We start from the raw sequence: 21,354 nt of genomic DNA, 5'->3' as shown, positions 1-21,354 counted from the left end.
GTAAACGCTGTTGTTCCCGAACCCGCGTGGACCGGGCGCGCGCGTGAGCCGCCACACTCCGGGCGAAACCGCCCGGGCGTGCGGACTACATATCCCGCTGACCAGTGCCGTTGGGACTCAGCCGATTACCGGCACGCGGTATCGAACGGGCTTGCGCGATGCCGATCCACCGCCGGCGCGGACTCAGCCGATATCGACGCTGGTGAGCAATTGCGGATTGGTGGCGGTGCAGCCGTTGCCCAGCACCACCGCGGTGATCTGCGGGGCGCGCGGACCGGCGAGCAGCACCAGCACGGCCTGCTGGCCGCCGTAGGAGACGCTGCGGCTGCCGAGCACCCGATTGTCCAGCTGTGCGGCCGTCAGACAGTCCGATAGCGCGCTGCCGTGGGCGAGCGGGCCGCTGATGTCGTGGCGGCCCATCGCGGCCAGCGCCATGGACGGCGGGAAGTCGGCGGGCAGCTGATTGTCGGCGGGCTGGGCTGCGGCGGGCGCGGCGCTGCGGTTGTGCATGGCGTCGAAGGCCACCACCCCGCCCGCGAGCACGGCCGCCGCGGCCGCGGCGGCGCTGAGCCAGCGCTGGCGGCGGGTGAAGCGTTCATCGGGCCGGACCGAATCGGTGTCCGGTTCGTACTCGTCGTCGTCGAGTTCCTCGGGGGTGAGGTCGCCGAGTTCGCGCGGGTCGAGCTGACCGGTGTCGAATACCGCGGAGCCGTTCAGCACCGGCATGGGTGCGGTGGAAGGTGGTGCGGGATGGGTGGATTGGCGCGGCACGGGTAACCGGTGCACGGTGGCGATCTGCCCCGGATCGGTGATGTCGGTGGCGGCCAGGTCACCGATCATGCGCTCGAGCCGGGTGGTGATCTCGTCCGGCATGGGGTGGATGAGGTGGTCGTTGCGGCCCAGATCGCGCAGGCGCAGGTTCACCTGGTCGAGTGAGCGCAGATAGCGCATGGCCGCGGGATCGCGGCGCACTTCCGTCCACAGTTGTGCGGACAGATCCGCCGGGACGTTCCCGGCGTGCAGATCGGCGAGCAGTTCGTCGGACCAGGGCGGGCGCGGGATGGTTCCGGCGGTCGCCGTTCCCGGTGCCATTGATCCTGCGAGTACTGCGTCGTCCTCGTTCATTGCCCCTCCAGATCGGACCCGTGTGGGAAATCGCAGACCTGTCTTAGTTTTCGACGCACCGGAGTCGCGTCCGGTTCCCCGGATATCCTGCTCCGCGCGCGGCGGAATCAGGTGTTCATCGAGTGCAGATGTTCTTCGAGTCGCCGCCGCCCGCGGGCGCACCGGCTTTTGATGGTTCCGGCCGGAACACCGAGCAGCACAGCGGCTTCCGCGATCGAATAGCCTTCGAGCTCCACGGCGACCAGGGCGGTGCGCTGTTCGGCGGGTAGCGTGAACAACGCGGCATCGACCACGAGCGTTGCTTCCAGGCTCGCGAAATCGTCGCGGGGACAAAGGGGTTCGAGTACGGACTCGTCGGACAAAGGTACCGTGCGCCGGAGTTTGTTGCGACGGATGCGATCCAGGCACGCGTTCACCACTATTCGATGCAGCCAACTACGCACTTCGGACTCGCCGCGGAAGCCGCCCGCGCAGCGATGGACGGACAGCAGGGCGTCCTGAAGTGAGTCGGCGGCGTCCTCGGGGGTGTAGGAGGTGCGCAGCGCGATCTGCCAGAGATGGTCGCGATGGCGGCGTAATAGCTCGGCGAAGGCGTGCCGCTCGCCGAGGGCGTGGGCGGCGAGCAGATCGCGATCGGTGGCCTCGCAGACCCGGTGGCGGGTGCGGACAGCCGTCGCTGAGGCCCGAGTTCGTGACTCGGTCGCTACTCCGAAATCGTGAGCTGACGACAATGCGACTCCTGAAACCAGCAGAGAGTACGCAAGATCATATCGAAGATAACGATTCGGCAGCAATGGAATGCGCGATAAAAGCGCAGCTAGCGGGCGTTTTCGGGCGAACCGGACAGCGTCTTCGATAACCGGAACGACCCGAAAATCACGAAACTATGGAGCGGCCTCGAATCGGATCTCCCCGATGGAGGTCTGGTACTGACCGCCGTTCTGCGCCAGCGCGGTGATCCACACCAGCACGTAGCGGGCGGGCTGATCGGCCTGCACCGCGATCTCGGTGGTGCCGTTGCCGAGCGTCGCCGCCCCGATCAGCTGGGTCTGATCCAGCGTCGGTGAGGCGGTCGGCGAGGTGCGGATCTCCACCTGGGTGCCCGGCGTCGGCGAATCGATGATCACCTTGGTGAGCTTGCTGGGGCTGCCCAGCGTCGTCAGCACCCCCACCCCCTTCTTGAGGGCGGGGAACTGCTGGAAGTACGCGTCGGTGCGCCACAGCGTGCCCGGATTGTTGTCCAGTACCGCGCCGATGCTGCCGACCCCGTCGGGCGTGCCCTCGGGCGAGAACACCATGGCCCCGGTGACCGGCACCGGAACGCCCGCCGCCGCACCCGCGGTGGTCTGCGGCGAGCCCGGTGCGGGTGGGGCCAGGCTGGAGGTGGTGAGCCCGATATTGCGCTGTTCGTTGAGCGGCGCTTCGGAGCTGCCGGGCGCGAACACGCTCAGCAGCCACCAGATGATGACGCCGACCACCAGCGCGGCCAGCACGCCGAGCCCGACCAGGATCCACATCATCCGCTGCGAGCGTTCCTTCTCGGCGGCGAGCAGTTCCGGATCGGCGAGGGTCTCGTCCGGTGCGGACGGCGGCCGCTGGCCCAGGCGCAGCACCGGGATGAGATCGGTCTTCTGATCCACCACGGACGCCTGTTCCAGCACGTGCTGGACGGTGGCGGCGGTGCGCACGCCCTTGTTGGATTCCAGCGAGCGCACCGCGACCGCGGAGATCTCGAAGGGCACCTCGGGCCGAATCGTCCTGGGCTCCACCGGAGTTCCGTCCGGGCCGAAATCGGCCAGCGGCAGTCCGCCGATGGTGGCGGCGGTGCCGGTGACCCCGCCGACGCGGATCGGCCAGTGCGCGGTGATGAGCGCGTACAGCATGGCCCCGAGGCCGCGCACGTCCGATTGCGCGTCCGAATCGCCGAGGGTGCCGGGAAAGGCGAGCACGGCGTCACCGGAGGCGCTGATGCGCACCCGGTCCGGATGGTCGATGGAGAGCGAACCGCCGCCGCGGTGCGCGAGTTCGGCGGCCGCCGCGAGCGCCCGGATGGCGCGTGCGGCTCCTATCGGCGACGGGACGGTGTCTGCCATCTCCTTGAGGGAGCGACCGGGCGTCCATTCGGCGACCACGATGCCGCCGGAGGAACCGCGCACCACGTCGAGCACGCGCGCCAGGCCGGGCGAGTTGATTCGCCCGAGGCGCAGCGTGCGGGACAGGATGGCCTGCGGTCCGTCGTGCCCGGAGTTCTCGGCGGCCTGCTGGTCGGCGTCGACGAAGGTGAGCGCGACCTCGCGGTCGAGTTTCACGTCCAGCGCCTGCCAGAACTTGAGCCCGCGCGCGCCGCCGTGCCCGGCGAGCAGCCGGTACCGGCCGCCCGCGACCGAGGCGCCCGGCAGCAGTTTGGGCCCGCGCTGGATGCGTTTGGTGGCCTCCACCCGCATGGGTGGCATCTGCGGCGAAATCGCCTCGTAGACACCGGTTTCGGGGCCCGCCTGGGCCTCCTCTAGGTCGTCCGGATCCTCCCGGTCGTCCCGCCCGGTGTTCCGGTGCGTGGAATCGGCCGTGCCGCCCCGCTTTTCATCCGCACGATCCGGAGTCGGGGGCGCATCCGTGGAGAGCCCACCGCCCGCGGCCGCTGCGGATTCGGCGGCCGGGACGCCGCTCGCCGCGTCGTCGCTCACCCTCGTTCCTCCTTCGCCCTGGTATGTCGGAGACCGATGCTGTTGGGCCGGACCAGGTGTCCTGCGGACACCGTCGTCCGAAGCGGCGCGAGCACCCGGATCCGCCCTGCCACCGAGGTCGGGGAGGGCGTGTCCGGAGCTTGCGCTTGCCTGCCGAACAGGGTACGGGAACTCACCCTTGCCGGTGATGTCAACCGCATCGGGTCGGATGACGGGCAGCACCATGGTCTGCGCGTCGAGATAGGGATCGAACCGGTAGTAGTACGGCGCGGCGCGCAGATCCGGCTTGGGCAGCAGTGTGGTTTCGCCGAGATCGCCGACCAGTCCGCCGTCGAGTTCGAGATCCGGTGCGGGCGCGGTGAAGCCGAGTCGCCGGGAGATGGCCACGGTGATGGCGACGATCTCCGGGATGCCCGCCAGGCGCATGAGCCCGAAGGCCACGCCGAACATGATGAGCGCGGTGAGGCCGACGCGCACCAGTGAGCCGAGTCCGCCGAACGAGTCCGAGAGCCGGTGCAGCCCGATGACCTTGTCCGCGATCAGCATGACCGCGCCACCGGCGAGGGAGGCCAGCACGACCCGGGTGACGGTGCGCCCGACATTGGTCATGCGCAGATCGCCGAGGCTGCGGTGCAGCAGGAATCCGCCGATGACCGCGCCGGTGACGAAGCCGAGGCCGTTGGCGACGCTGAGCGCGATGACCACGTGCCGCTCATCGAAGAACACGGGGGCCAGCGCCGAGAGCGCGATCTTCACACCGGTGATGCCGAGGATGATCCAGGTCGGCGTCCACGCCTGTTCGCGGGCATAGAACACCCGTAGATGAATCAGCACGAGTGCGTAGGGAATCAGCGTGAAGGCGGACCAGGACACGGCCTCGCCGAGTCGCGCGGCCTGCCCGAGCCCGAAATGCCCGTAGCCGAACAGGGCTTCACCGATCTGCGGTCCGGCGAAGGTCATGAAGGTGACGACCGGGACGAGCGCGATCATGGTCAAGCGGGTGGCGGTGCCGAGATCGTCGACCACGGCCGGTGTGTCGTCGGCGGCGGCATTGCGGCTCAGTCGCGGCATGATCGCGGTCAGCAGGGTCACGCCGAGTACGCCGTACGGCAATTGCAGTAGCAGCCAGGCGTTTTGGTAGATGGCCGGTCCGGCCTTGTCCCAGTGCGAGGAGATGCGGGTCGCGAAGGTCCAGCCGACCTGGCTGATCAGCACGTACAGGATGATGGCCGCGCCCATGCCCGCGAACTGCTTGAGCCGGGCGTCCACGCCCCACAGCGGCCGCAGATCGATGCCCTCGCGCCGGATGGCGGGCAGCAGGCTGACCATCTGCACCACCACGCCGAGCGTGACGCCGATGCCGAGGATGAGCAGTTTCGGCTCGCCCATGCGCACCGGGTCGAGGCTGATCTCGCCCGGTGTCATCCGGTACGCGATGAGCACGGTGAGCACCACGAGGTTGTTCAGCACCGGCGCCCACGCACCGGGTTTGAACACCCCGTGCGTATTGAGGATGGCCATGAGCAGCGCCGAGGTGCCGTAGAACAGCACGGCGGGCAGCAGCAGGAAGGCGAGCGCGGTGGTGAGCGCGGTGCTGACCTTGCCGTCATTGGAGAGGAAAACGTGCGTGGTCAGCACCGGCGCGAGGATGAGGACTATCAGCGTGCCGGTGCCGAGCACGGTGAGCGCGGCGGTGAAGAGTCGCCGCACGAAGGCGCTGCCGCCATCCGGGTCCTCTTTCTCCGCGCGCACCAGGGTGGGCACCACGATGGCGGTGAGCACCGCGCCGAGCAGCAGCTCGGAGATCATGGTCGGGATGGTGCTGGCGACGGTGAAGGCGCTGGCGATGGCCGGGCCGAGCACGGTCAGCAGCAGCAGCTGTTTACCGAATCCGGTGATGCGGCTGGCGAGGGTGGCGATGGCGATGGAGCCGGAGTCGCGGACCAGGCGAGCGTTGGAGCTCTCCGGTTTCTCGGCGACGGCGACCCGTTGTTCGCGGGTGCTGGGTCCGCCGGTTACGCGCGGCAGCGGTTGTGATTGCCGCGGTAGCGGATTCGACCGCGGGGTCGGGTAGCGCTGTCCGCCGGTCGGCGTGTTGTACGGTCCGCCGCCGGGCGGCTGATTGGGGTCGCCGGGGCGGTGTCCCCAGTGGTAGCGGTCCTCGGGTGCGACGTGTGCGCCGCGGCCCTGCGGTGGTCCGGCGGGCCGGGGTGGCTGCGGGTTGGCCTGCGGTCCGGGTTGCGGGCGGCGCAGGGGCTGACCGGGCGGGCGCTGCATGATCGGACCGGATTCGCCGGTGCGCGGGCCGGGTCCGGGCCCGGTGGGCGGACCGGACGGTTGACCGGCTGGGCGACCGGGCATGACGGTCGGAATTCCCTGGGACGGCGGATTCCCGGTGCGCGGGCCTTGATTCGGCGGTCCGGGCCGTTGCGGGCGCTGCGGTGGGATGCCGCGTTCCCAGGGTGCGGAGGGTGCGCGGCGCGCGCCTGCCCCCTCCGGGGGAACGGGTCGCCCGCCCGCGCGGGGTGCGCCGCCGTCGGGGCGTCCCGTCGGCCGCGGTCCGTCGTAACCGTCGGGTCGGCCCGCGGGACGCGGTGCGTCGTAACCGTCGGGACGGCCGGAGGCATTGCCGTCGGGACGGCCGGAGGAGCGGGGATCGTCGCCGTACTCGCTCATCACGCCTCCTTTCGTTGCTCGCGTTTGGCGCGCGAGAACCTGTTCACCCGGCGTCGGGTTTCCGGATCCAGCCCCTCGTCGGCCGGATCGGACTGGCCGCGGAAGCGGTGCCAGAGCCGGCGTCCGGCCAGCAGGAGCAGCAGCGCACCGGCACTAGCGGTAATTATCGCCAACACACGACCGTAAGCGTTGGATCGCACGGATACCGATACCGCATTGCCGAGTGGCACCCCGTCGGGTGTGGTAAGTGCGATGGGTATCACCAGGTTTCGGCTGTCCGAGACCTCGGTCGGGATCTGGAAGGACCGGGTGCCCTTGGCGGGTAATACCTGTTCGCCGATATCGGTGATGTTCGTCTCGGCGGGCGCGTCGATCCGGAATTTGATGCGGATGGCGACGGGCAGGTCGTTGCGGGCGACCAGCAGCAGCGGGCTCTGTTCGGAGGCGAGGGTGTAGACGCCGCCGGGCGGCAGCACGGTGACCGAGCGGAAGAGGTCGTCGACGGTACGGGTGGTCTGGTCGATGCGGCGTTGCGCGAAGGTGTCGGCCTGTGCGCCGCCGGCGCGCCGATCGGACATGGTGAGCGCCCGGATCAGATCGTCGCGCAGCGGGGTGAGGAACCCGCGCGGGCTGAGTTCCTGCTGCGGCACATCGGCCAGCGCGCTCATCAGTTCGGTGATGTTGTGCGCCTGCTGCCGGACCGGTTCGGCGAAGTGCCCGGGGACGGCCTCATCGGCCGCGGCGGGCAGATAGTCCAGGTCGTAGGGCTGCGGATCGACCTGTTGCGCAAGCAGATCGGTGAGCGCGCGCGGGGCGGCGAGGTTGTCGCGGTACATCAGGTCGAGCTGTCCGAGCAGGGCGGTGGCCTCGTCGCGGTTGGGTCCCCACTGCTGGGGCGGCATGAGCAGCAGTGAGCGCGGGCGGCCGGGTTGCGGGTTGAGCGCGGTCCAGGTGATGGCGCCGAGCGCGTCCTGCAGCCGGGCGGCGCGGGAGTCGTTGGTGACGTCGTAGCGGACCCGGTCCGGGGTGTACGGCGGGGTCGGCGGGTGTGAGCCGACCGCGGCCAGGGCGGTGGCGGACCAGATGTCGAAGGTGGCGGCGTGCAATTCGGGTGCGCCGGGCGCCGGATCGCCGCCGCCGGGTGCGGGCAGCGTGAGCCCGTCCAGTCGCACCACGTCGGGGCTCACCGAATCCGCCGGGGCGGCCGGGCTTTTGGCGCTGGAGATATTGGAGCGGCCGTCGGCGGGCGTCACCGCGTTGTCGGCGAGCAGGGCGGTGCTGTAGCCGTGGTGGGCGAGCAGTTGCGCGCCCTCGGTGTCGATGCTGCCGGCGTCGGGCAGCGCCACCCCGCGCACGGATTTCACCGCGAGCAGCTGGTCGACCAGGTCGGCGGGTGCGTTGAGCGCCCGATCGGAGAGCGTGATGTCGCCGGTGGCGGCGAGGGCGCCGGGATCGACCTGTGCGAACGGCAGCGCGACCACGCACATGCTCGGTGCCAGGGAGCGCAGCCGGTCCAGCCAGGCTTTGGCGGCGTGATCGCCGGTGCCCGCGCGGGTGCTGCCGTCCGGATCGGACGGGCTGGCCAGGACGCGATAGCCGTCCTTCATATCGGAGACGGTGATCAGCAGGTCCGGGTCGACGGCCAGGCACAGCGAGGTGTTCAGGCTCTTATCGCGCGGGGTATCGGGTTTGAGCGTGGTCTCGAGCGCGGACAGCAGTTGGTCCAGGCGTCCGCCGGAGGTGAGCGAGGCGGCCAGGTCGTCATCGGTGAGCAGCGCTTCGCCGTCGGCGGAGCCGGGCTTACCGGCGACCAGGCGCGGCCGGTCGGCGAGCGGCCAGAGCATGGTGGTGGCGACGGGTCCGCCGTCCGGGGCGGCCGGAACCGCCGGTGGCGCGGGATGTTTCGGGTCGGCGGCCGCGGCGGGGATGCCGAGTACCGGCAGCAGGAAGCGGGCGTCGTCGAGCCGGGCCTGCCCGCCGTACGCGGGTTGCCCGTTCACATTCAGCAGCAGCGGATAGATGCCGGGTGCGGTGATGTCGAGAGTGGATATGCCGCTGGGCAGTTCGGTCGCCGAGTGCAGAGCGACGGTGAGGCTGAACTGCTTTCGCTGACCGGGCGTCAATTGGTCTGCGACATCCTGGAATTCGCCGGTGATGTCGTAGCTGCCCTGATCCAGGCGCAACGCGGAGCGCAGTCCGCTGGGGTTGGTGACGGGTGCGGCGCGCTGGATGCGCACGCTGACATCGTCGACCTGCCGGTCGCCGATATTGGTGACCGTCCCCGACACCACGAAATACGGGTCGCTGGTGGCGGTGATCGCCGTCGGCGTCACCGAATCCAGCGACAGTTTCAGGAATTTCGGCCCCGTGGACGTATTGCTACCGGTGGGCTCGGCCGCCGCCGGATGCGCGGTGAGCACAACCGGTACCCCGGTGAGCACAGCCAGCACCACCGCGACGAGCGACAGGATCCAGCGGTGCAGCGCCCCCGCGGTGTCTTGCCCAGGACGCCCAGACCCCGCACGCGTCATTGTCTGCCGTTCTCCATCCGGTCGATCAGCCGGTTCGCGACCTCGGCCAGCCTGCGTTCGTCAGCGTAGGCGAGCCGGGAATCGAGCTCGCTCAAGGGAACCCAGGCCACCTTGGTGACTTCGACGTCGGCGTCGGAGAGTTCGCCGTCGAGGAAGCGCATCAGATAGTGGTGCACGGTTTTGTGTACCCGCCGGCCCTCGGTGACGAACCAGTAGTCGATGCTGCCGAGTTCGGCGACCACGCTGCCGTTGATGCCGGTTTCCTCGGCGACCTCGCGGATGGCGGTCTGCTCGGCGGTCTCGCCCTCTTCTATATGTCCCTTGGGTAGCGACCAGAGCAGTCTGCCGCGGCGGTCGGTGCGCCCGATCAGTGCGGCGCAGCGCTTCTCCCGGGGCCCGTCGAGGCCGTCGACCACGAGTCCACCGGCGGAAGTCTCCCGCACCGTGCGCATACGAGGTTTCGCCGCATTACCGGCCGAACTACGGCGCCGGGGCTGGCGGCGTCGACTGTTCGCGCGATCGGCCGGAGACACCGCGCCAGCATATCCCGCCTCAGCGCGCCTTCTGCCGGTTGCCAGGTGCCGCGCGCCTTACGTCGCGGGCGCACGCTGGGAACGCGACGCTCCGATCAAAGGGTTTGCCCGGTCCACTAAGCTCGGATTTCGTGGTTTCGCAGAAGTCCGAGGAAGCAAACGTGGATCGCCGAACCCGATTGCTGGCCTCGGCGGCGATCACGGTGGGCCGGTTGTCCGATGTCCTGACCCCGCTCGGGGAATTGTTCGCCCAGCACGGGCATGAGCTGTATCTGGTGGGCGGCACGGTGCGCGACGCGGTGCTGGGCCGGTTGGGCACCGATCTGGATTTCACCACCGACGCGCGGCCCGAGGCGGTGCAGGAGCTCATGCGCGGGTGGGCCGATCATCTGTGGGATACCGGCGGGCTGGCGTTCGGGACGGTGAGCGCGTCCAAGGCCGGACAGCAGTTGGAGATCACCACCTTCCGCGCCGATTCCTACGATCGCGTATCGCGCAATCCCGAGGTCACCTTCGGCGACACCCTGGAAGCGGATCTGGTGCGCCGCGATTTCCGGGTGAACGCGATGGCGGTGCGCATCGGTGAACTGGGCGAACTGGAGTTCGTCGATCCCCTGAACGGGATGGAAGACCTGCTCGAGGGCGTGCTGGATACTCCTGCGCTGCCGCGGGATTCGTTCAACGACGATCCGCTGCGGATGCTGCGCGGTGCGCGCTTCGTCTCGCAGCTGGGTTTCCGGCTCGCGCCGCGGGTGCGCGAGGCGATTGTGGAGATGGCCCCGGAGATCGACCGCATCACCGCCGAGCGGGTGCACGCGGAGCTGGACAAGCTGATCGGCGGCGAGCATCCCACCGAGGGCATCGACATCATGGTCGAGACGGGGCTGGCCGAGCGGGTGCTGCCCGAGGTTCCGGCCATGAAGCTGGAGATCGACGAGCATCACCAGCACAAGGACGTCTACGAGCATTCGCTGACGGTGCTGCGCCAGGCCATCGATCAGGAGGAGGGCGATCCGGATCTGGTGCTGCGCTGGGCCGCCCTGCTGCATGACATCGGCAAGCCGCCCACCAAGAAGAATGAGCCCGGCGGCGGGGTGAGCTTCCATCACCACGAGGTGGTGGGCGCGAAAATGGTGCGAAAGCGTATGCGCGCCTTGAAATACCCCAAGCAGTTCACCGAAGACGTGGCCCGCCTGGTCTACCTGCACCTGCGCTTCCACGGCTACGGCAAGGGCCAGTGGACCGATTCCGCGGTCCGCCGCTACGTCACCGACGGTGCCGAACTGCTGCCCCGCCTGCACAAACTGGTCCGCGCCGACTGCACCACCCGCAACAAGCGCCGCGCCGCCCTGCTCCGCTCCACCTACGACGACCTCGAAGTCCGCATCGAGAAACTCGCCGAACAGGAGGATCTGGCCCGCGTCCGCCCCGACCTGGACGGCAACGCCATCATGGAACTCCTCGACATCAAACCCGGCCCCGACGTAGGCAAAGCCTGGAAGTTCCTCAAAGAACTCCGCCTCGACCGCGGCCCCCTCCCCCGCGAGGAAGCCGAAGCCGCCCTGTTGGAATGGTGGCAAACCGCCAAGAGCTAGAAGACGATCAGTGTCGTTCCGGCGACGATGGCCGACCGGATCTGCGCCAGGTCGAAGGATCCGGCCAGTCCGGGCAGGTCGGCGGTGAACCGCACGTGGTCCCCGAGCCGCTCGGTACGACTGATCCGCGCCTGATTCGGCAAATCCACCAGCGGAATCGGCTTCAGCGTCGTAAGTCGTTTCGGCGCACGCACTTTCCGCCAGTGCGCACTGTGCACGGTGATGGTGAGCAGATTGTCGGTGATATCGGCATCGACCAGCGCCCTGATCCGTTTCCGTTTATGTCGTGCCAGCGCGAGCCCGTCCGCGGCGGGTTCCAGCTCCCAGTCCGGCTGCCAGCTGTTGACCCAATCCAGCAGCGCGGCACGCGATATCACCCCGGTGACATCGAGTTGCGCGGCCCGCAGTTTGGTCGGCACCCCGGGTACCAGCCGCACCCCGTGCGCGATGACCGTCAGTTCCTCGATCGGATGCTCATCCCAATACATTTCGGTGAGCACGGTTTTGGTCTGGAAATGCGCTCCCCGCCGCCGCACCTTGAGCGTGTGCAGGTTGGCCCGCACATCGTGTCCGAGGAAGGTGGCGCTCACCTCCTGCCCGCCGAATCGGCTGAGTATCCCCTCGGATAGCAGCGTCATGAGCACATCGGGCATGAGGGCGGTGACGGTGCCGACCCCGAGGTCGGCGACGGGATCGAGCCAGGCGGTGGTGAAGCCGGTCCACTGGTCGACCCAGGTCTGGTCGAACAGGCGTTTCCCCAGGTCGAGCCCCATGTCCACCGCCCGCAGGGGTGACCAGGCCCTGGGATCGAAATACGTGGCCATGATTGTTTCGAGCGTACTGGCCGGTGCCGACATGGGACATGGTGTGCCCAACAGGTGAACCGCGTCCGGATATGACCTGAGTCACGAACATTCCGGCAGGCATGTTGTCCGCGGCGTCGCCCGCGACCACAATCGTTGGCATGACGGTGGACCTGAACAGCGATCTGGGCGAGGGTTTCGGCACGTATCGCATGGGTGATGACGCCGCCATGCTGGACGTGGTCACCAGCGCGAACATCGCCTGTGGTTTCCACGCGGGCGACCCGTCGATCATGCGCCGCACCTGCGCGCTGGCTGTCGAGCGGGGTGTACGGATCGGCGCACATATCGGTTATCGCGATCTCGCCGGTTTCGGCCGCCGCGCCATCGCGGTCCCGCCCGCCGAGATCCGCGATGAAACCCTGTATCAGCTGGGCGGTCTCGATGCTTTCGCCCGCGCGGCGGGTGACCGTGTCCGCTATGTGAAACCGCACGGCGCGCTCTATCACGCGGCCGCCGCCGATCCGGCGCTCGCGTCCGCGATCGTCGCGGCCATGCGCGAATTCGATTCCGCCCTCGCATTGCTCGGCCCGGCGGGTACGGAGATGGAGACCGCCGCGAACGCCGCCGGAACCCCTTTCCTCGGTGAGGGTTTCGCCGATCGCGCCTACACCGCCGACGGCCTGCTGGCCCCGCGCGGTACCCCGGGCGCGGTGTTGTCGCCGGATAATGCCCTGGCCCAGGCTCTTTCGATCGCCCGCGACGGCAAGGTGATCACCGTCGACGGCGGCACGGTCGCGATCTCGGCGGCGAGCATCTGCGTGCACGGCGATTCCCCCGCCGCGGTGGAAATGGCCGCCCGCATCCGAGCGGCCTTGGCCGATGCGGCAATTCCCGTCCGCCCCTTCACCTGATGCTCGCGGACTCTCGTCGCCGACCCGTCCGCAGTGCGCGTTTTCACCCGCCGCGCGCCGAATCGCGCGATATTTCATATGCGGCGTATGAATTCCGGCGCGGCGGCCCGATGATCGTGGTCCGCGCACGGGGTGGTGTTCGGGCCGCGGCATTCGGCGGTGGCGGTCGCCGGTGGGACAACTTCGAGTAGTGAGCGAGGGTCCGATGCGGAGCGAGATACGTGCGGCGGGAGATTCTGCGCTGCTGGTGATTCCGGCGGCGCGAGCGCTGGTGGCCGATCTGGTCGTGGCATTGCGGCCCCGGCCCGAGGGGGTGGTGGATGTGCTGCCCGCGGCCGAAACAGTACTGGTCACCCTGTCGGAATCTCTTGCCGCCGAACCGGTCCGCGCGCGCTTGAACGCACTGCTCGCTCGACTGGAAGCGGATGCGCGGGTGGGCGCGGGTGCTCCGGTAGCACCCGGCGGGCGATCCCTGCCCGACGCGCCCCCGGCCGGTTCCGATCCCGACGCGGAGCCGATCCGCATCCCGGTGCGCTATGACGGCGCGGACCTACCCGAAGTGGCCCGCCTGCTCGGACTGACCCGGGACGAGGTGATCGCGCAGCACACGTCCACCGTATGGCGTTGCGCCTTCGTCGGTTTCGCCCCCGGTTTCGGATATCTGGAATCCGCGGACGGCCGTCTCACGGTGCCGCGCCGCCCGGAGTCGCGTACCGCGATTCCGCCGGGCGCGGTGGCGCTGGCGGGCGGTTATTCCGCCGTCTATCCGCGTCGCAGTCCGGGTGGCTGGCAGTTGATCGGCAGTACCGACGCACCGCTGTGGGATGTGGATCGTGATCCGCCCGCTCTGATTCGCGCCGCGGCCGCCGTCCAATTCGTCGATGTGGAAGCGAGTCTCGCGTGATCCGGGTCGAGCGGGTGGGCCCGCTGGCCACGATTCAGGATCTGGGGCGTCCCGGCTGGTTCGATTCCGGTGTGGGTATCGCGGGGGCGGCGGATCGCGCCTCATTACGGCTGGCCAATCGCCTGGTGGGAAATCCGGAGGGCGCGGCCGGTATAGAGGTGCTGCTGGGTGGGCTGGAGTTGCTGGCCGATCGGCATCTGACGGTTGCCGTGACCGGAGCGGCCGCGCCCGCGTCGGTGGACGGCCGTCCGATGGGTGCGGCCAGTGTGCTGGAAATCGAAGCGGGCCAACGGCTTCGACTGGGTTTCGCAATGACCGGTTTGCGCAGTTACGTGGCGGTGCGGGGTGGCATCGATGTGCCCGCGGTACTCGGATCACGCAGTCGCGACACACTGTCGGGTCTCGGCCCGGATCCGTTGCGGGCGGGCGATGTCCTGCCGGTCGGCCCGCCGCCGCGGTTGTATCCGATCGTGGATGTGGCTCCGGTCTTGCCGCCGGCGTCGGGCCTGCTCACCGTTCATGTGATTCCGGGTCCGCGCGATGACTGGTTCTCGTCCGTCACAGCTCTTTTCGCGGGCGACTGGACGGTCTCGTCGGCGACCGATCGCATAGGTGCGCGCCTGGATCGGCGCAGCGGTCCCGCCCTGGAACGTCGCGTATCGAGCGAATTGCCCACGGAGGGAATGGCACTGGGCTCGATTCAGGTCCCGCCGAGCGGTCAGCCGGTGGTGTTCCTCGCCGATCATCCGATCACCGGCGGTTATCCGGTGATCGGCGTGGTGGCCGATGCCGAAGTGGATCTGGTCGCGCAGGCGCGGCCGGGTCAGCGCATCCGCTTCCGGCCCTGCCTGACATGACTCCGGTTGTGCCGCACGCATTTCAGCTGATCGCGGGCGGATCCGTGCTCAGTCTTCGCGATTCAGCGTGGCGTGCATGAGATACACGTTGTAGCTGTTCCAAGCGGACATCGTGAAGTACAGGTCCTTCGCCGTCGACCACGGATGGATGAACCCGCCGTACGCGGTCGGATAGTCGTCGGTGTCCAGCAGCGCGACGGGTTCGGTCCAGGTGCCCTGCGGTTCGGCGGCGGTGCGCAGCACGATCTGATGCCGTTGCAGATCGAGGTACACCATCTGCCATTGCCCGCTGTCCTGGTCGTAGCGCACGGACAGTTCGCTGGCGGTGCCGGAAACCAATGGGGTGGCGAGCAATTCGTTGGCCCCGTCGGCGGCGGTCCAGCCGCCGTTGATCCAGTACTGGTAGGCGGATTTGTTCAGCACCTGTGCGCGCGGCACCCGGGCCAGCCCGATGACGCCCATGCGCCCGTTGGGCGTTCCGAACATGTAGACGTAATCGCCCTGCGGCGCCATGGTGGCGACCTGGAAGCGGCCGAGTCCGAACAGGTTGTCCCAGCGCGCCCATTGGGATTTGGTCCAGGTGCGCCCGTTGTCGTCGGACCAGGCGAGTCCGCCCTGGTTGGTCCACCACATGCCCGGGATCCGGCTCCAGCGGTTGACCGACATATAGCTCAGGTACTGCCGGTCGCCGATGGCGAATCCGGAGGTCGGGATGGTGGTGATCTCGAAGTTCCGGATCTTACGGCTGTCCAGGATCTCGGCGGCGTGGCAGCGGGTGTCCTGGACGAAGTCGTCCAGCACCAGCCCTTCGGAGAGGTCCCGATTGCTGCTGTAGGCGATGGTGTTGCTGCGCCAGTCCTGGTCGCCGGTGCCCGCGCCGATGGGTTCCCAGCCTTTGCCGAAGGTGTCGCCGAAGACGACGGCGACCTGTCCGGGCTTGTTCTCCCACATCAGGCCGAGGTCGGTGCCGTCGACGCCCCAGCGGATATCGGTGCGGTTGACCGACCCGTGCCCGGTGATCTGGTTGACCAGGTCCACCGAGTCGACCCGGGGCAGTGCGACCGGTGCCGCAGCGGGTGCGGCGGCGGGCGGTTGGACGGCCGGTTCTGGCATGGGTTGCGGTTCGGGTGGTTCACCGCCGGGGACCGGGATGGGGATGGGTTCGGTCTCGGGCGTGATCTCGATGCGCGGCAGTTTCGGCAGCGAGCCGGAGCCGGAGCCGCCGGGCGCGGTGGTGGTCGGGGCGGGCGCGTCGGTGGTCGGATCGCTTTCCGCCGGAGCGCCTTCCGGCGGTGTGGTGACCGGCGGCGGCTTGGGATTGTCGCGAATGTCCGGGCAGGGCGCGGCGCACGGATCCTCGGGCAGCGCCTGGGGTTCGATGCGGGTGTTGTCCGGCGGCGGTCCCGGAATCGGCACCTGGGTGATCTCGGGGACCGGTATCTGGATGCGAATGGTCGGATCCGGCTGCGGCGGAGCGGGTTCGGGCGCGGTCTCGCGTCTGAGCGGATCGAATCCCGTTTCCCCGCAACTGTTCACCGGCGGCGGCTGCCATTGCGGCAGCGCCCCGGCGGGTGCGGCGGGCAACAGGATCGCGCCGACCGTCAGTACGCCTGACAGGATCAGGGCATCGGTCGTGCGGAATCCCATGCGGCGCGGGTCTCCTCGTCCGGGTTGCGCGAGATCGAACGGCCCCCACCGTAACCGGCGAGGGCGTCTTGCGCGTTCAGGGGTGGCGGTTTTCGCCCGGTTGTGATCGAGCCGATACCAGCGCGATGGCGGCGATTCCACAGCAGTACACCCCGGCCGCCACCAGCACGACCATCGGTGAGCGCCCGTCGGCCGGAATCCACAGTGCGGTGCCCGCCAGTGCGCCCACGTAGGTGATGTTGAAAATGGTGTCCTGCAGCGCGAATACCTGTCCGCGATGCAGATCGTCGATATCGATCTGCATGGCGGCGTCACCGGTGAGTTTGATGGTCTGCCCGGCCAGCCCGAGCAGGAACGCGGCCGCGAGCAGGCACAGTTCGGCCCGCCGCTCCCCGGTCCCGTCGGCGATGGTGATGGGCGTGACCAGCGCGACCTGCACCACGATGGCGGTGAGCAGTCCGGCGACGATGGTGCGCGAACGCCCCAGCCGCGGAATGAGAATGGGCGCGATGACGGCGGCCAGCAGCATTCCGGCCCCGGTCGCGGAGATGGCGGCGCTGAATTTGGCGATGTGATGCCCGCCCCCGCCGCCGCTGCCGGATCCGCGCCGCAGCACCAGCACCATGAGCAGCGTGTCCGCACCGAATACCGCCCGGTGCGCCGCGATTCCGATCATCGCGGTGGTGACCTCCCGCGACCGCCACGCCGCCCCCGCCCCGGACCGCAATCCGGAGGCAATGGCCCGCAGCGAGCTCTCGGCGGGTGGCGCGCCCGCGCCGGATTGCCCGGACTCCCGCGCCGCGTCGGACCCGGCGAGTGGTTCGTCCGGGTCCGGCCCCAGCGCGTGTCTGCGGAATCCGGCTGCGGCCCAAGCCCCCACGATCGATCCGATGGCGCTGACCGCGACCGCGGTGGCCGAGGCGCGATCCCCCGCGCCGATGGCCGCGATGAGCCCGAAGGCGACGCCCGCGCCGAGGATCGCGCAGCCGGAGGCCACGGTCGCCAGGATGGAGTTGGTCGCCACCAGTCGCCGCTGTGCGAGCACGCGCGGCAGCGAAGCCGACACGCCCGCACCGACAAACCGCGACACGCCGACCACCGAGAGTGCGAGCAAGAGCAGCGGCGTCTCGCGCACCCCGCCGAGCAGGCTCACCGCGGTCACGCCGATGAGCAACCCGCGCAGGATGTTCGCGATGAGCAGTACCGTGCGCCGGTCCCACCGATCCAGCAGTGCGCCCGCGTACGGCCCGATGATCGAGTACGGCAGCAGCAGCGCCGCGAACCCGCCCGCGATGGCCAGCGGATCGGTCTCGCGTTCCGGGTTGAACAGGATCGCCCCGGACAGCGCGGCCTGGAACATGCCGTCGCCGAACTGCCCGGACAATCGCACGGCGGCGAGCCGCAGCGCTCCCGGACTCTCGCGCAGCGCGGTGCGCAACGTGCTCGCGCCACGCCGGATCCGCTCCAGCCGGTGCGGTTCCGGTGGCGGTGCGGGTGTGGTCGGTACCTCTGCGGGTTCGATCTCGGCCCCGTTCACCTGGAAGGGTGGGTGGTGACGAGTGCGAATACGGCGGCGCGCATATCGTCCGCCATGGGTAGGTTGTCCAGACTGTCGGCGTCGATCCATTGGAATTGATCGTGTTCGCCGGGCGCGAGCAACACTTCCCCTGATTCCGCTTCGACTACGAAGCTGTATTTGCGTACGCGGGATTTGGTGCGGGTGGCGTAGTCGAATCCGCCGAGCACATCGGTGATGCGCAGTACGCGCAGTCCGGTCTCTTCGAAGAGTTCGCGCTCCACGCATTGCGCGAAGCTCTCCCCCGATTCCACTCCGCCGCCCGGGAGTTCATACATCCCCCCGTGATAATCATCGGCAACACGCCGTACGACCAGGAGTTTTCCCCCACGGAAAACGGCCACGCCCACTACGAAGTGGGTGATCCCCTCGCTGTTGGCCTGCTGCCGGAGTTCGCGTTCGATGCCCGCGAGTACGTCGGGTCGCATCCCCTTGCTCTCCCTCCGGTTTCACTTGCGGCACATCATGATACGGTCGCCGACCGAATGCCGCTGGCAGGGCATGAACAATGACGCCCCGGGTGTCCTGCCTGGTAGGCGGCGTGCGGGCGGCGCTGCTCGCACGCTAAAATTTACCCGGAGTTCAGCCCGGGTCACCGAATGTGGCCCTACCCTGGATTCCGATCGGTGCACGCCGGTGAAGGGAGTAGGGCGGTGTCCACGCTCACGAGACCACACATCGATGTCCATCGGGGCGGCGACCGCATGAAAACTCGTGTGGCGTGGCTGGATTCGAAGCATTCGTTCTCGTTCGGGGAACATTACGACCCCGACAACACACACCACGGTCTTTTGCTGGTGAACAACGAGGACATCGTGTTGCCGGGTGAGGGCTTCGAAACTCATCCGCATCGCGATATGGAGATCGTCACCTGGGTGTTGAGTGGCAGCCTGGTGCATCAGGATTCGCTCGGCCACAACGGTGTCATCTATCCGGGTCTGGCGCAGCGGATGAGCGCGGGTTCGGGGATTCTGCATTCGGAGAAGAATGATTCGTGGCGCATCAGTACCGCGCCCGAACACGAGGAACCGGTGCATTTCGTCCAGATGTGGGTGGTTCCGGATGAGCCGGGCTCCGCGCCCGGTTATCAGCAGCTCGAGGTGGATGACGAGCTGGCGTCCGGCGGTCTGGTGACGGTGGCCTCGGGCCTGCCCAGGTATCGGGATCGCACGGCCATCGCGATCGGCAGCAGTCATTCGGCCATGCATGTGGCGCGGATGCCGGTGGCGGCCGACGCGCCGGAGGTGCGACTACCGGAATCGCCGTATCTGCATCTGTTCATCGCGCGCGGTGAGGTGGAGTTGGAGGGTGTCGGCACCCTGTACGAGGGTGACGCGGTGCGCATGGCGCGCAGCGGCGGTCAGCGGGTGACCGCGAACCTGCCGTCGGAAATCCTGGTGTGGGAAATGCATGCTCGTCTGGGTGGCCAATAGCATTTCGGGATAACTTGATTCCGGACGAACCGGACCCGTTAACGGCTGGTCGCAGCGTTGGCGATACCGGGAGCAGCACCGACGGAAGGACGACGCCCATGTCGCAGTACCCGCCCCCGCCCCCCGGTAACTACGGCGAATACCCCGCGCCGCCACCCGGTGGCTACCCGCCGCCCGGCGGTCAGCAGCCGCAGTACTGGCAGGAATCGCCGAAGGGCAAGGGCCTGGCGATCACCGCCCTGGTGCTCGGCATCATCGCGGTGCTGACGTTCTGGACCATCATCCTGACCGTGGTCGGCGTCTTCTTCGGTTTGCTCGCCGCCATTTTCGGCCTGATCGCCATGATGAAGGCGCGCAAGGGCACCTCCGGCGGTTTCGGTATGGCCGTTGCCGGTCTGATCCTGGGCGTGCTGAGCCTGATCGGCGGCATCGTGGTCGGCATTCTGGTCTGGGTGGTGTTCAAGGACAACGGCGGCACGGATCTGGTCGACTGCCTCAACAAGGCGGGCAGTGACACGACCGCGCAGCAGCGGTGCCAGGACGAGTTCCAGCAGCGCATCGAGGACAAGTTCAGCGTCACGCTGACACCCATGCCGACCCGCTGAGCCCTTTCAGGCTCGATGAGCGCCGCGGGCTACTGCTGCACGGTGCCGCATTCGCGGGTGGCGCCGACGACTTCGGCGAGTTCGGGCCGAAAGTCGCTGTCCGGCGGGCAGATCCAGATCCGGTAGCCGCTGTGCTCATCGGTGGGTGAGGGCAGCACGATGTGGCTACCGGGCAGCGCCACCGCCGCGCAGTCCCGGAACAGGTCGGAGAACAGCGCCATATCGAGGTAGGAATCGTCGGTCGGCCCGGTGAGGAAGGTCCAGCGCCCGGAGCGCGGATGACTGATCACCGGGCCGCAGCGGCGGCGCGCGATGAGGTGGTCGCGGACGCGTGCGCCCAGTTCGGCGGGCATGGTGACGGCTCCGACGGAGCCGATCTCCAACATGATCCGGCCCAGCGCGGAGTCGACTATCCCGTAGAGGCCATGCTCCTTGCGGTAGCGCCGGCAGCGGGCAAGCGCCTCCTGGGTGGCGGTGTACGAGGACGGGTCCAGCGCGCTCATGGCGAACCTCCTGCTACCGACCCTATTCTCCCGCAATCGGTATGACAATAGTCACACGCCGGTGAGTTGAGAGCGTAGAGTCAGCAGTCATGGCGCCCGTGTCACCCACCGTCGCCCGGTGGGAACTGGTACTGCGATTACGGGAGCTGCGCGAGCAGCGCGGCTTCGATTCGGCGACCTTCGCCAAGCGGGTCGGGTTCACCCCCGCCAATTGGTCCCATGTGGAGAAGGGCCGCCGGGTGCTGACCGCCACCACCATCGGCCCGGTGCTGGAATTGCTGGAGGTGGAGGGTGAGGAGCGGGACGAGCTCCTCGAATTGCTCACCGCCAGTAAGGAACGCGGCTGGTGGGCCAAATCCCCCGCGCTGATCGGCCCGGAGCTGCAGCGCTACTACGGAATGGAATTCGGCGCCGACGCCATTCGCAGTTACGACTCGCTCGTGGTGCCCGGTCTGCTGCAGACCGAGGATTACACCCGGGCGCTGATCAGCGCCGATGTCATGATTCGCCCGGTGCAGGTGGAGCAGTTGGTCGCGGTGCGAATGCGAAGACAGGAACGATTACGCGACGGCGATCATCCGGAGTTGACCGCCGTCATCGGCGAGGCCACGCTCGTGCAGCAGATCGGCGGCCCGAAAGTCCTTCGGGGACAACTGGAACACCTGGCAACACTCTTGGATGACCTGGATTCGGTGACGGTGCGGGTGATTCCGTTCGCCGCCACCCGCGGTGCGATTCTCGGCGGCTCCAGTTTCCATCTGCTGGATTTCCCCTCCACCGCGCTGCATACCTTCGGCTGGGTGGAGAGCGCGGTTTTCGGTGGGGCCGTGGAGGATCCGGATCTGATTCGCGATCTGGATTTCGCATTTGTGCGTGCACTCGACCAATCTCTCAGTCGTGCAAAGTCTTTGGAAATGATCAAGAGTTATTCGCAAGGGTAGGAGACGCATGCGAGACCGTAGAATGCT

Annotated in this window: 17 protein-coding genes; 7 read left to right on the top strand and 10 right to left on the bottom strand. The window is 68.3% G+C overall.

The genetic code is table 11. The features are described 5' to 3' along the window. Positions 1 to 183: 183 nt before the first annotated feature. From ACFC4D_RS46070 to ACFC4D_RS46050, 5 genes are all read right to left on the bottom strand, one after another. Complete coding sequence (locus ACFC4D_RS46070) at positions 184 to 1,092, bottom strand: hypothetical protein (protein WP_376073226.1); 909 nt, start codon at positions 1,090 to 1,092, stop codon at positions 184 to 186. A gap of 140 nt (positions 1,093 to 1,232) precedes the next feature. Next, complete coding sequence (sigM, locus tag ACFC4D_RS46065) at positions 1,233 to 1,751, bottom strand: RNA polymerase sigma factor SigM (protein ID WP_375963791.1); 519 nt, start codon at positions 1,749 to 1,751, stop codon at positions 1,233 to 1,235. A gap of 258 nt (positions 1,752 to 2,009) precedes the next feature. After that, the gene (locus tag ACFC4D_RS46060) at positions 2,010 to 6,485 is read right to left on the bottom strand and encodes a lipid II flippase MurJ (RefSeq protein WP_376073224.1); all 4,476 of its coding nucleotides are present in this window, start codon (positions 6,483 to 6,485) and stop codon (positions 2,010 to 2,012) included. After that, positions 6,485 to 9,016: a DUF6049 family protein gene (locus ACFC4D_RS46055; protein WP_376073221.1), complete on the bottom strand. Its 2,532-nt coding sequence runs from the start codon at positions 9,014 to 9,016 to the stop codon at positions 6,485 to 6,487. The genes ACFC4D_RS46060 and ACFC4D_RS46055 overlap by 1 nt, the downstream gene beginning before the upstream one ends. Beyond that, positions 9,013 to 9,549 (bottom strand): NUDIX hydrolase, encoded by a 537-nt coding sequence (locus ACFC4D_RS46050; protein ID WP_364636795.1) that lies wholly within the window; start codon positions 9,547 to 9,549, stop codon positions 9,013 to 9,015. The genes ACFC4D_RS46055 and ACFC4D_RS46050 overlap by 4 nt, the downstream gene beginning before the upstream one ends. A 161-nt stretch (positions 9,550 to 9,710) precedes the next feature. Here ACFC4D_RS46050 and ACFC4D_RS46045 point away from each other — a divergent pair, with 161 nt between their 5' ends. Continuing rightward, complete coding sequence (locus ACFC4D_RS46045) at positions 9,711 to 11,144, top strand: CCA tRNA nucleotidyltransferase (protein WP_375961491.1); 1,434 nt, start codon at positions 9,711 to 9,713, stop codon at positions 11,142 to 11,144. On the opposite strand, the gene ACFC4D_RS46040 is transcribed toward ACFC4D_RS46045, so the two are convergent. Continuing rightward, positions 11,141 to 11,968, bottom strand: a complete 828-nt coding sequence (locus ACFC4D_RS46040; RefSeq protein ID WP_376073219.1) for a hypothetical protein — start codon at positions 11,966 to 11,968, stop codon at positions 11,141 to 11,143. The genes ACFC4D_RS46045 and ACFC4D_RS46040 overlap by 4 nt on opposite strands. A gap of 140 nt (positions 11,969 to 12,108) precedes the next feature. On the opposite strand from ACFC4D_RS46040, the gene ACFC4D_RS46035 reads away from it, so the two are divergent. The 3 genes from ACFC4D_RS46035 (at position 12,109) to ACFC4D_RS46025 (ending at position 14,622) form a co-directional block, all read left to right on the top strand. Beyond that, positions 12,109 to 12,861 carry a LamB/YcsF family protein gene (locus ACFC4D_RS46035; protein WP_376073217.1) on the top strand — a complete coding sequence of 251 codons (753 nt, stop codon included), beginning with the start codon at positions 12,109 to 12,111 and terminating at the stop codon, positions 12,859 to 12,861. Between the two features lie 205 nt (positions 12,862 to 13,066). After that, positions 13,067 to 13,765, top strand: a complete 699-nt coding sequence (locus ACFC4D_RS46030) for an allophanate hydrolase subunit 1 (RefSeq protein WP_376073215.1) — start codon at positions 13,067 to 13,069, stop codon at positions 13,763 to 13,765. After that, positions 13,762 to 14,622, top strand: coding sequence for a biotin-dependent carboxyltransferase family protein (locus ACFC4D_RS46025; RefSeq protein ID WP_364636785.1), 861 nt, complete (start codon positions 13,762 to 13,764; stop codon positions 14,620 to 14,622). Before ACFC4D_RS46030 ends, ACFC4D_RS46025 begins: the two co-directional genes overlap by 4 nt. A 48-nt stretch (positions 14,623 to 14,670) precedes the next feature. Here ACFC4D_RS46025 and ACFC4D_RS46020 read toward each other — a convergent pair whose 3' ends face one another. The 3 genes from ACFC4D_RS46020 to ACFC4D_RS46010 all read right to left on the bottom strand — a co-directional run bounded on the left by ACFC4D_RS46020 (position 14,671) and on the right by ACFC4D_RS46010 (position 18,273). After that, entirely contained in the window at positions 14,671 to 16,269 is a 1,599-nt protein-coding gene (locus tag ACFC4D_RS46020) for a DUF4185 domain-containing protein (RefSeq protein WP_376073212.1), read from the bottom strand. 76 nt (positions 16,270 to 16,345) lie between these two features. After that, positions 16,346 to 17,737, bottom strand: coding sequence for an MFS transporter (locus ACFC4D_RS46015; RefSeq protein ID WP_376073235.1), 1,392 nt, complete (start codon positions 17,735 to 17,737; stop codon positions 16,346 to 16,348). 65 nt (positions 17,738 to 17,802) lie between these two features. Further along, positions 17,803 to 18,273 carry an NUDIX hydrolase gene (locus ACFC4D_RS46010; RefSeq protein WP_375961477.1) on the bottom strand — a complete coding sequence of 157 codons (471 nt, stop codon included), beginning with the start codon at positions 18,271 to 18,273 and terminating at the stop codon, positions 17,803 to 17,805. 276 nt (positions 18,274 to 18,549) lie between these two features. On the opposite strand from ACFC4D_RS46010, the gene ACFC4D_RS46005 reads away from it, so the two are divergent. Further along, positions 18,550 to 19,278 carry a pirin family protein gene (locus ACFC4D_RS46005; RefSeq protein WP_375961475.1) on the top strand — a complete coding sequence of 243 codons (729 nt, stop codon included), beginning with the start codon at positions 18,550 to 18,552 and terminating at the stop codon, positions 19,276 to 19,278. Positions 19,279 to 19,376: 98 nt separating this feature from the next. Further along, positions 19,377 to 19,883 (top strand): DUF4190 domain-containing protein, encoded by a 507-nt coding sequence (locus ACFC4D_RS46000; RefSeq protein ID WP_375961472.1) that lies wholly within the window; start codon positions 19,377 to 19,379, stop codon positions 19,881 to 19,883. Positions 19,884 to 19,912: 29 nt separating this feature from the next. Here ACFC4D_RS46000 and ACFC4D_RS45995 read toward each other — a convergent pair whose 3' ends face one another. Continuing rightward, positions 19,913 to 20,386, bottom strand: coding sequence for a hypothetical protein (locus ACFC4D_RS45995; RefSeq protein ID WP_364636775.1), 474 nt, complete (start codon positions 20,384 to 20,386; stop codon positions 19,913 to 19,915). 89 nt (positions 20,387 to 20,475) lie between these two features. Here ACFC4D_RS45995 and ACFC4D_RS45990 point away from each other — a divergent pair, with 89 nt between their 5' ends. Beyond that, positions 20,476 to 21,327: a Scr1 family TA system antitoxin-like transcriptional regulator gene (locus ACFC4D_RS45990; RefSeq protein WP_375961470.1), complete on the top strand. Its 852-nt coding sequence runs from the start codon at positions 20,476 to 20,478 to the stop codon at positions 21,325 to 21,327. Positions 21,328 to 21,354 lie beyond the last annotated feature (27 nt).

The sequence above is a fragment of the Nocardia sp. NPDC056000 genome (assembly GCF_042269265.1).
GTDB lineage: Bacteria > Actinomycetota > Actinomycetes > Mycobacteriales > Mycobacteriaceae > Nocardia.
This window is presented reverse-complemented; position numbering and strand designations above follow the sequence as displayed.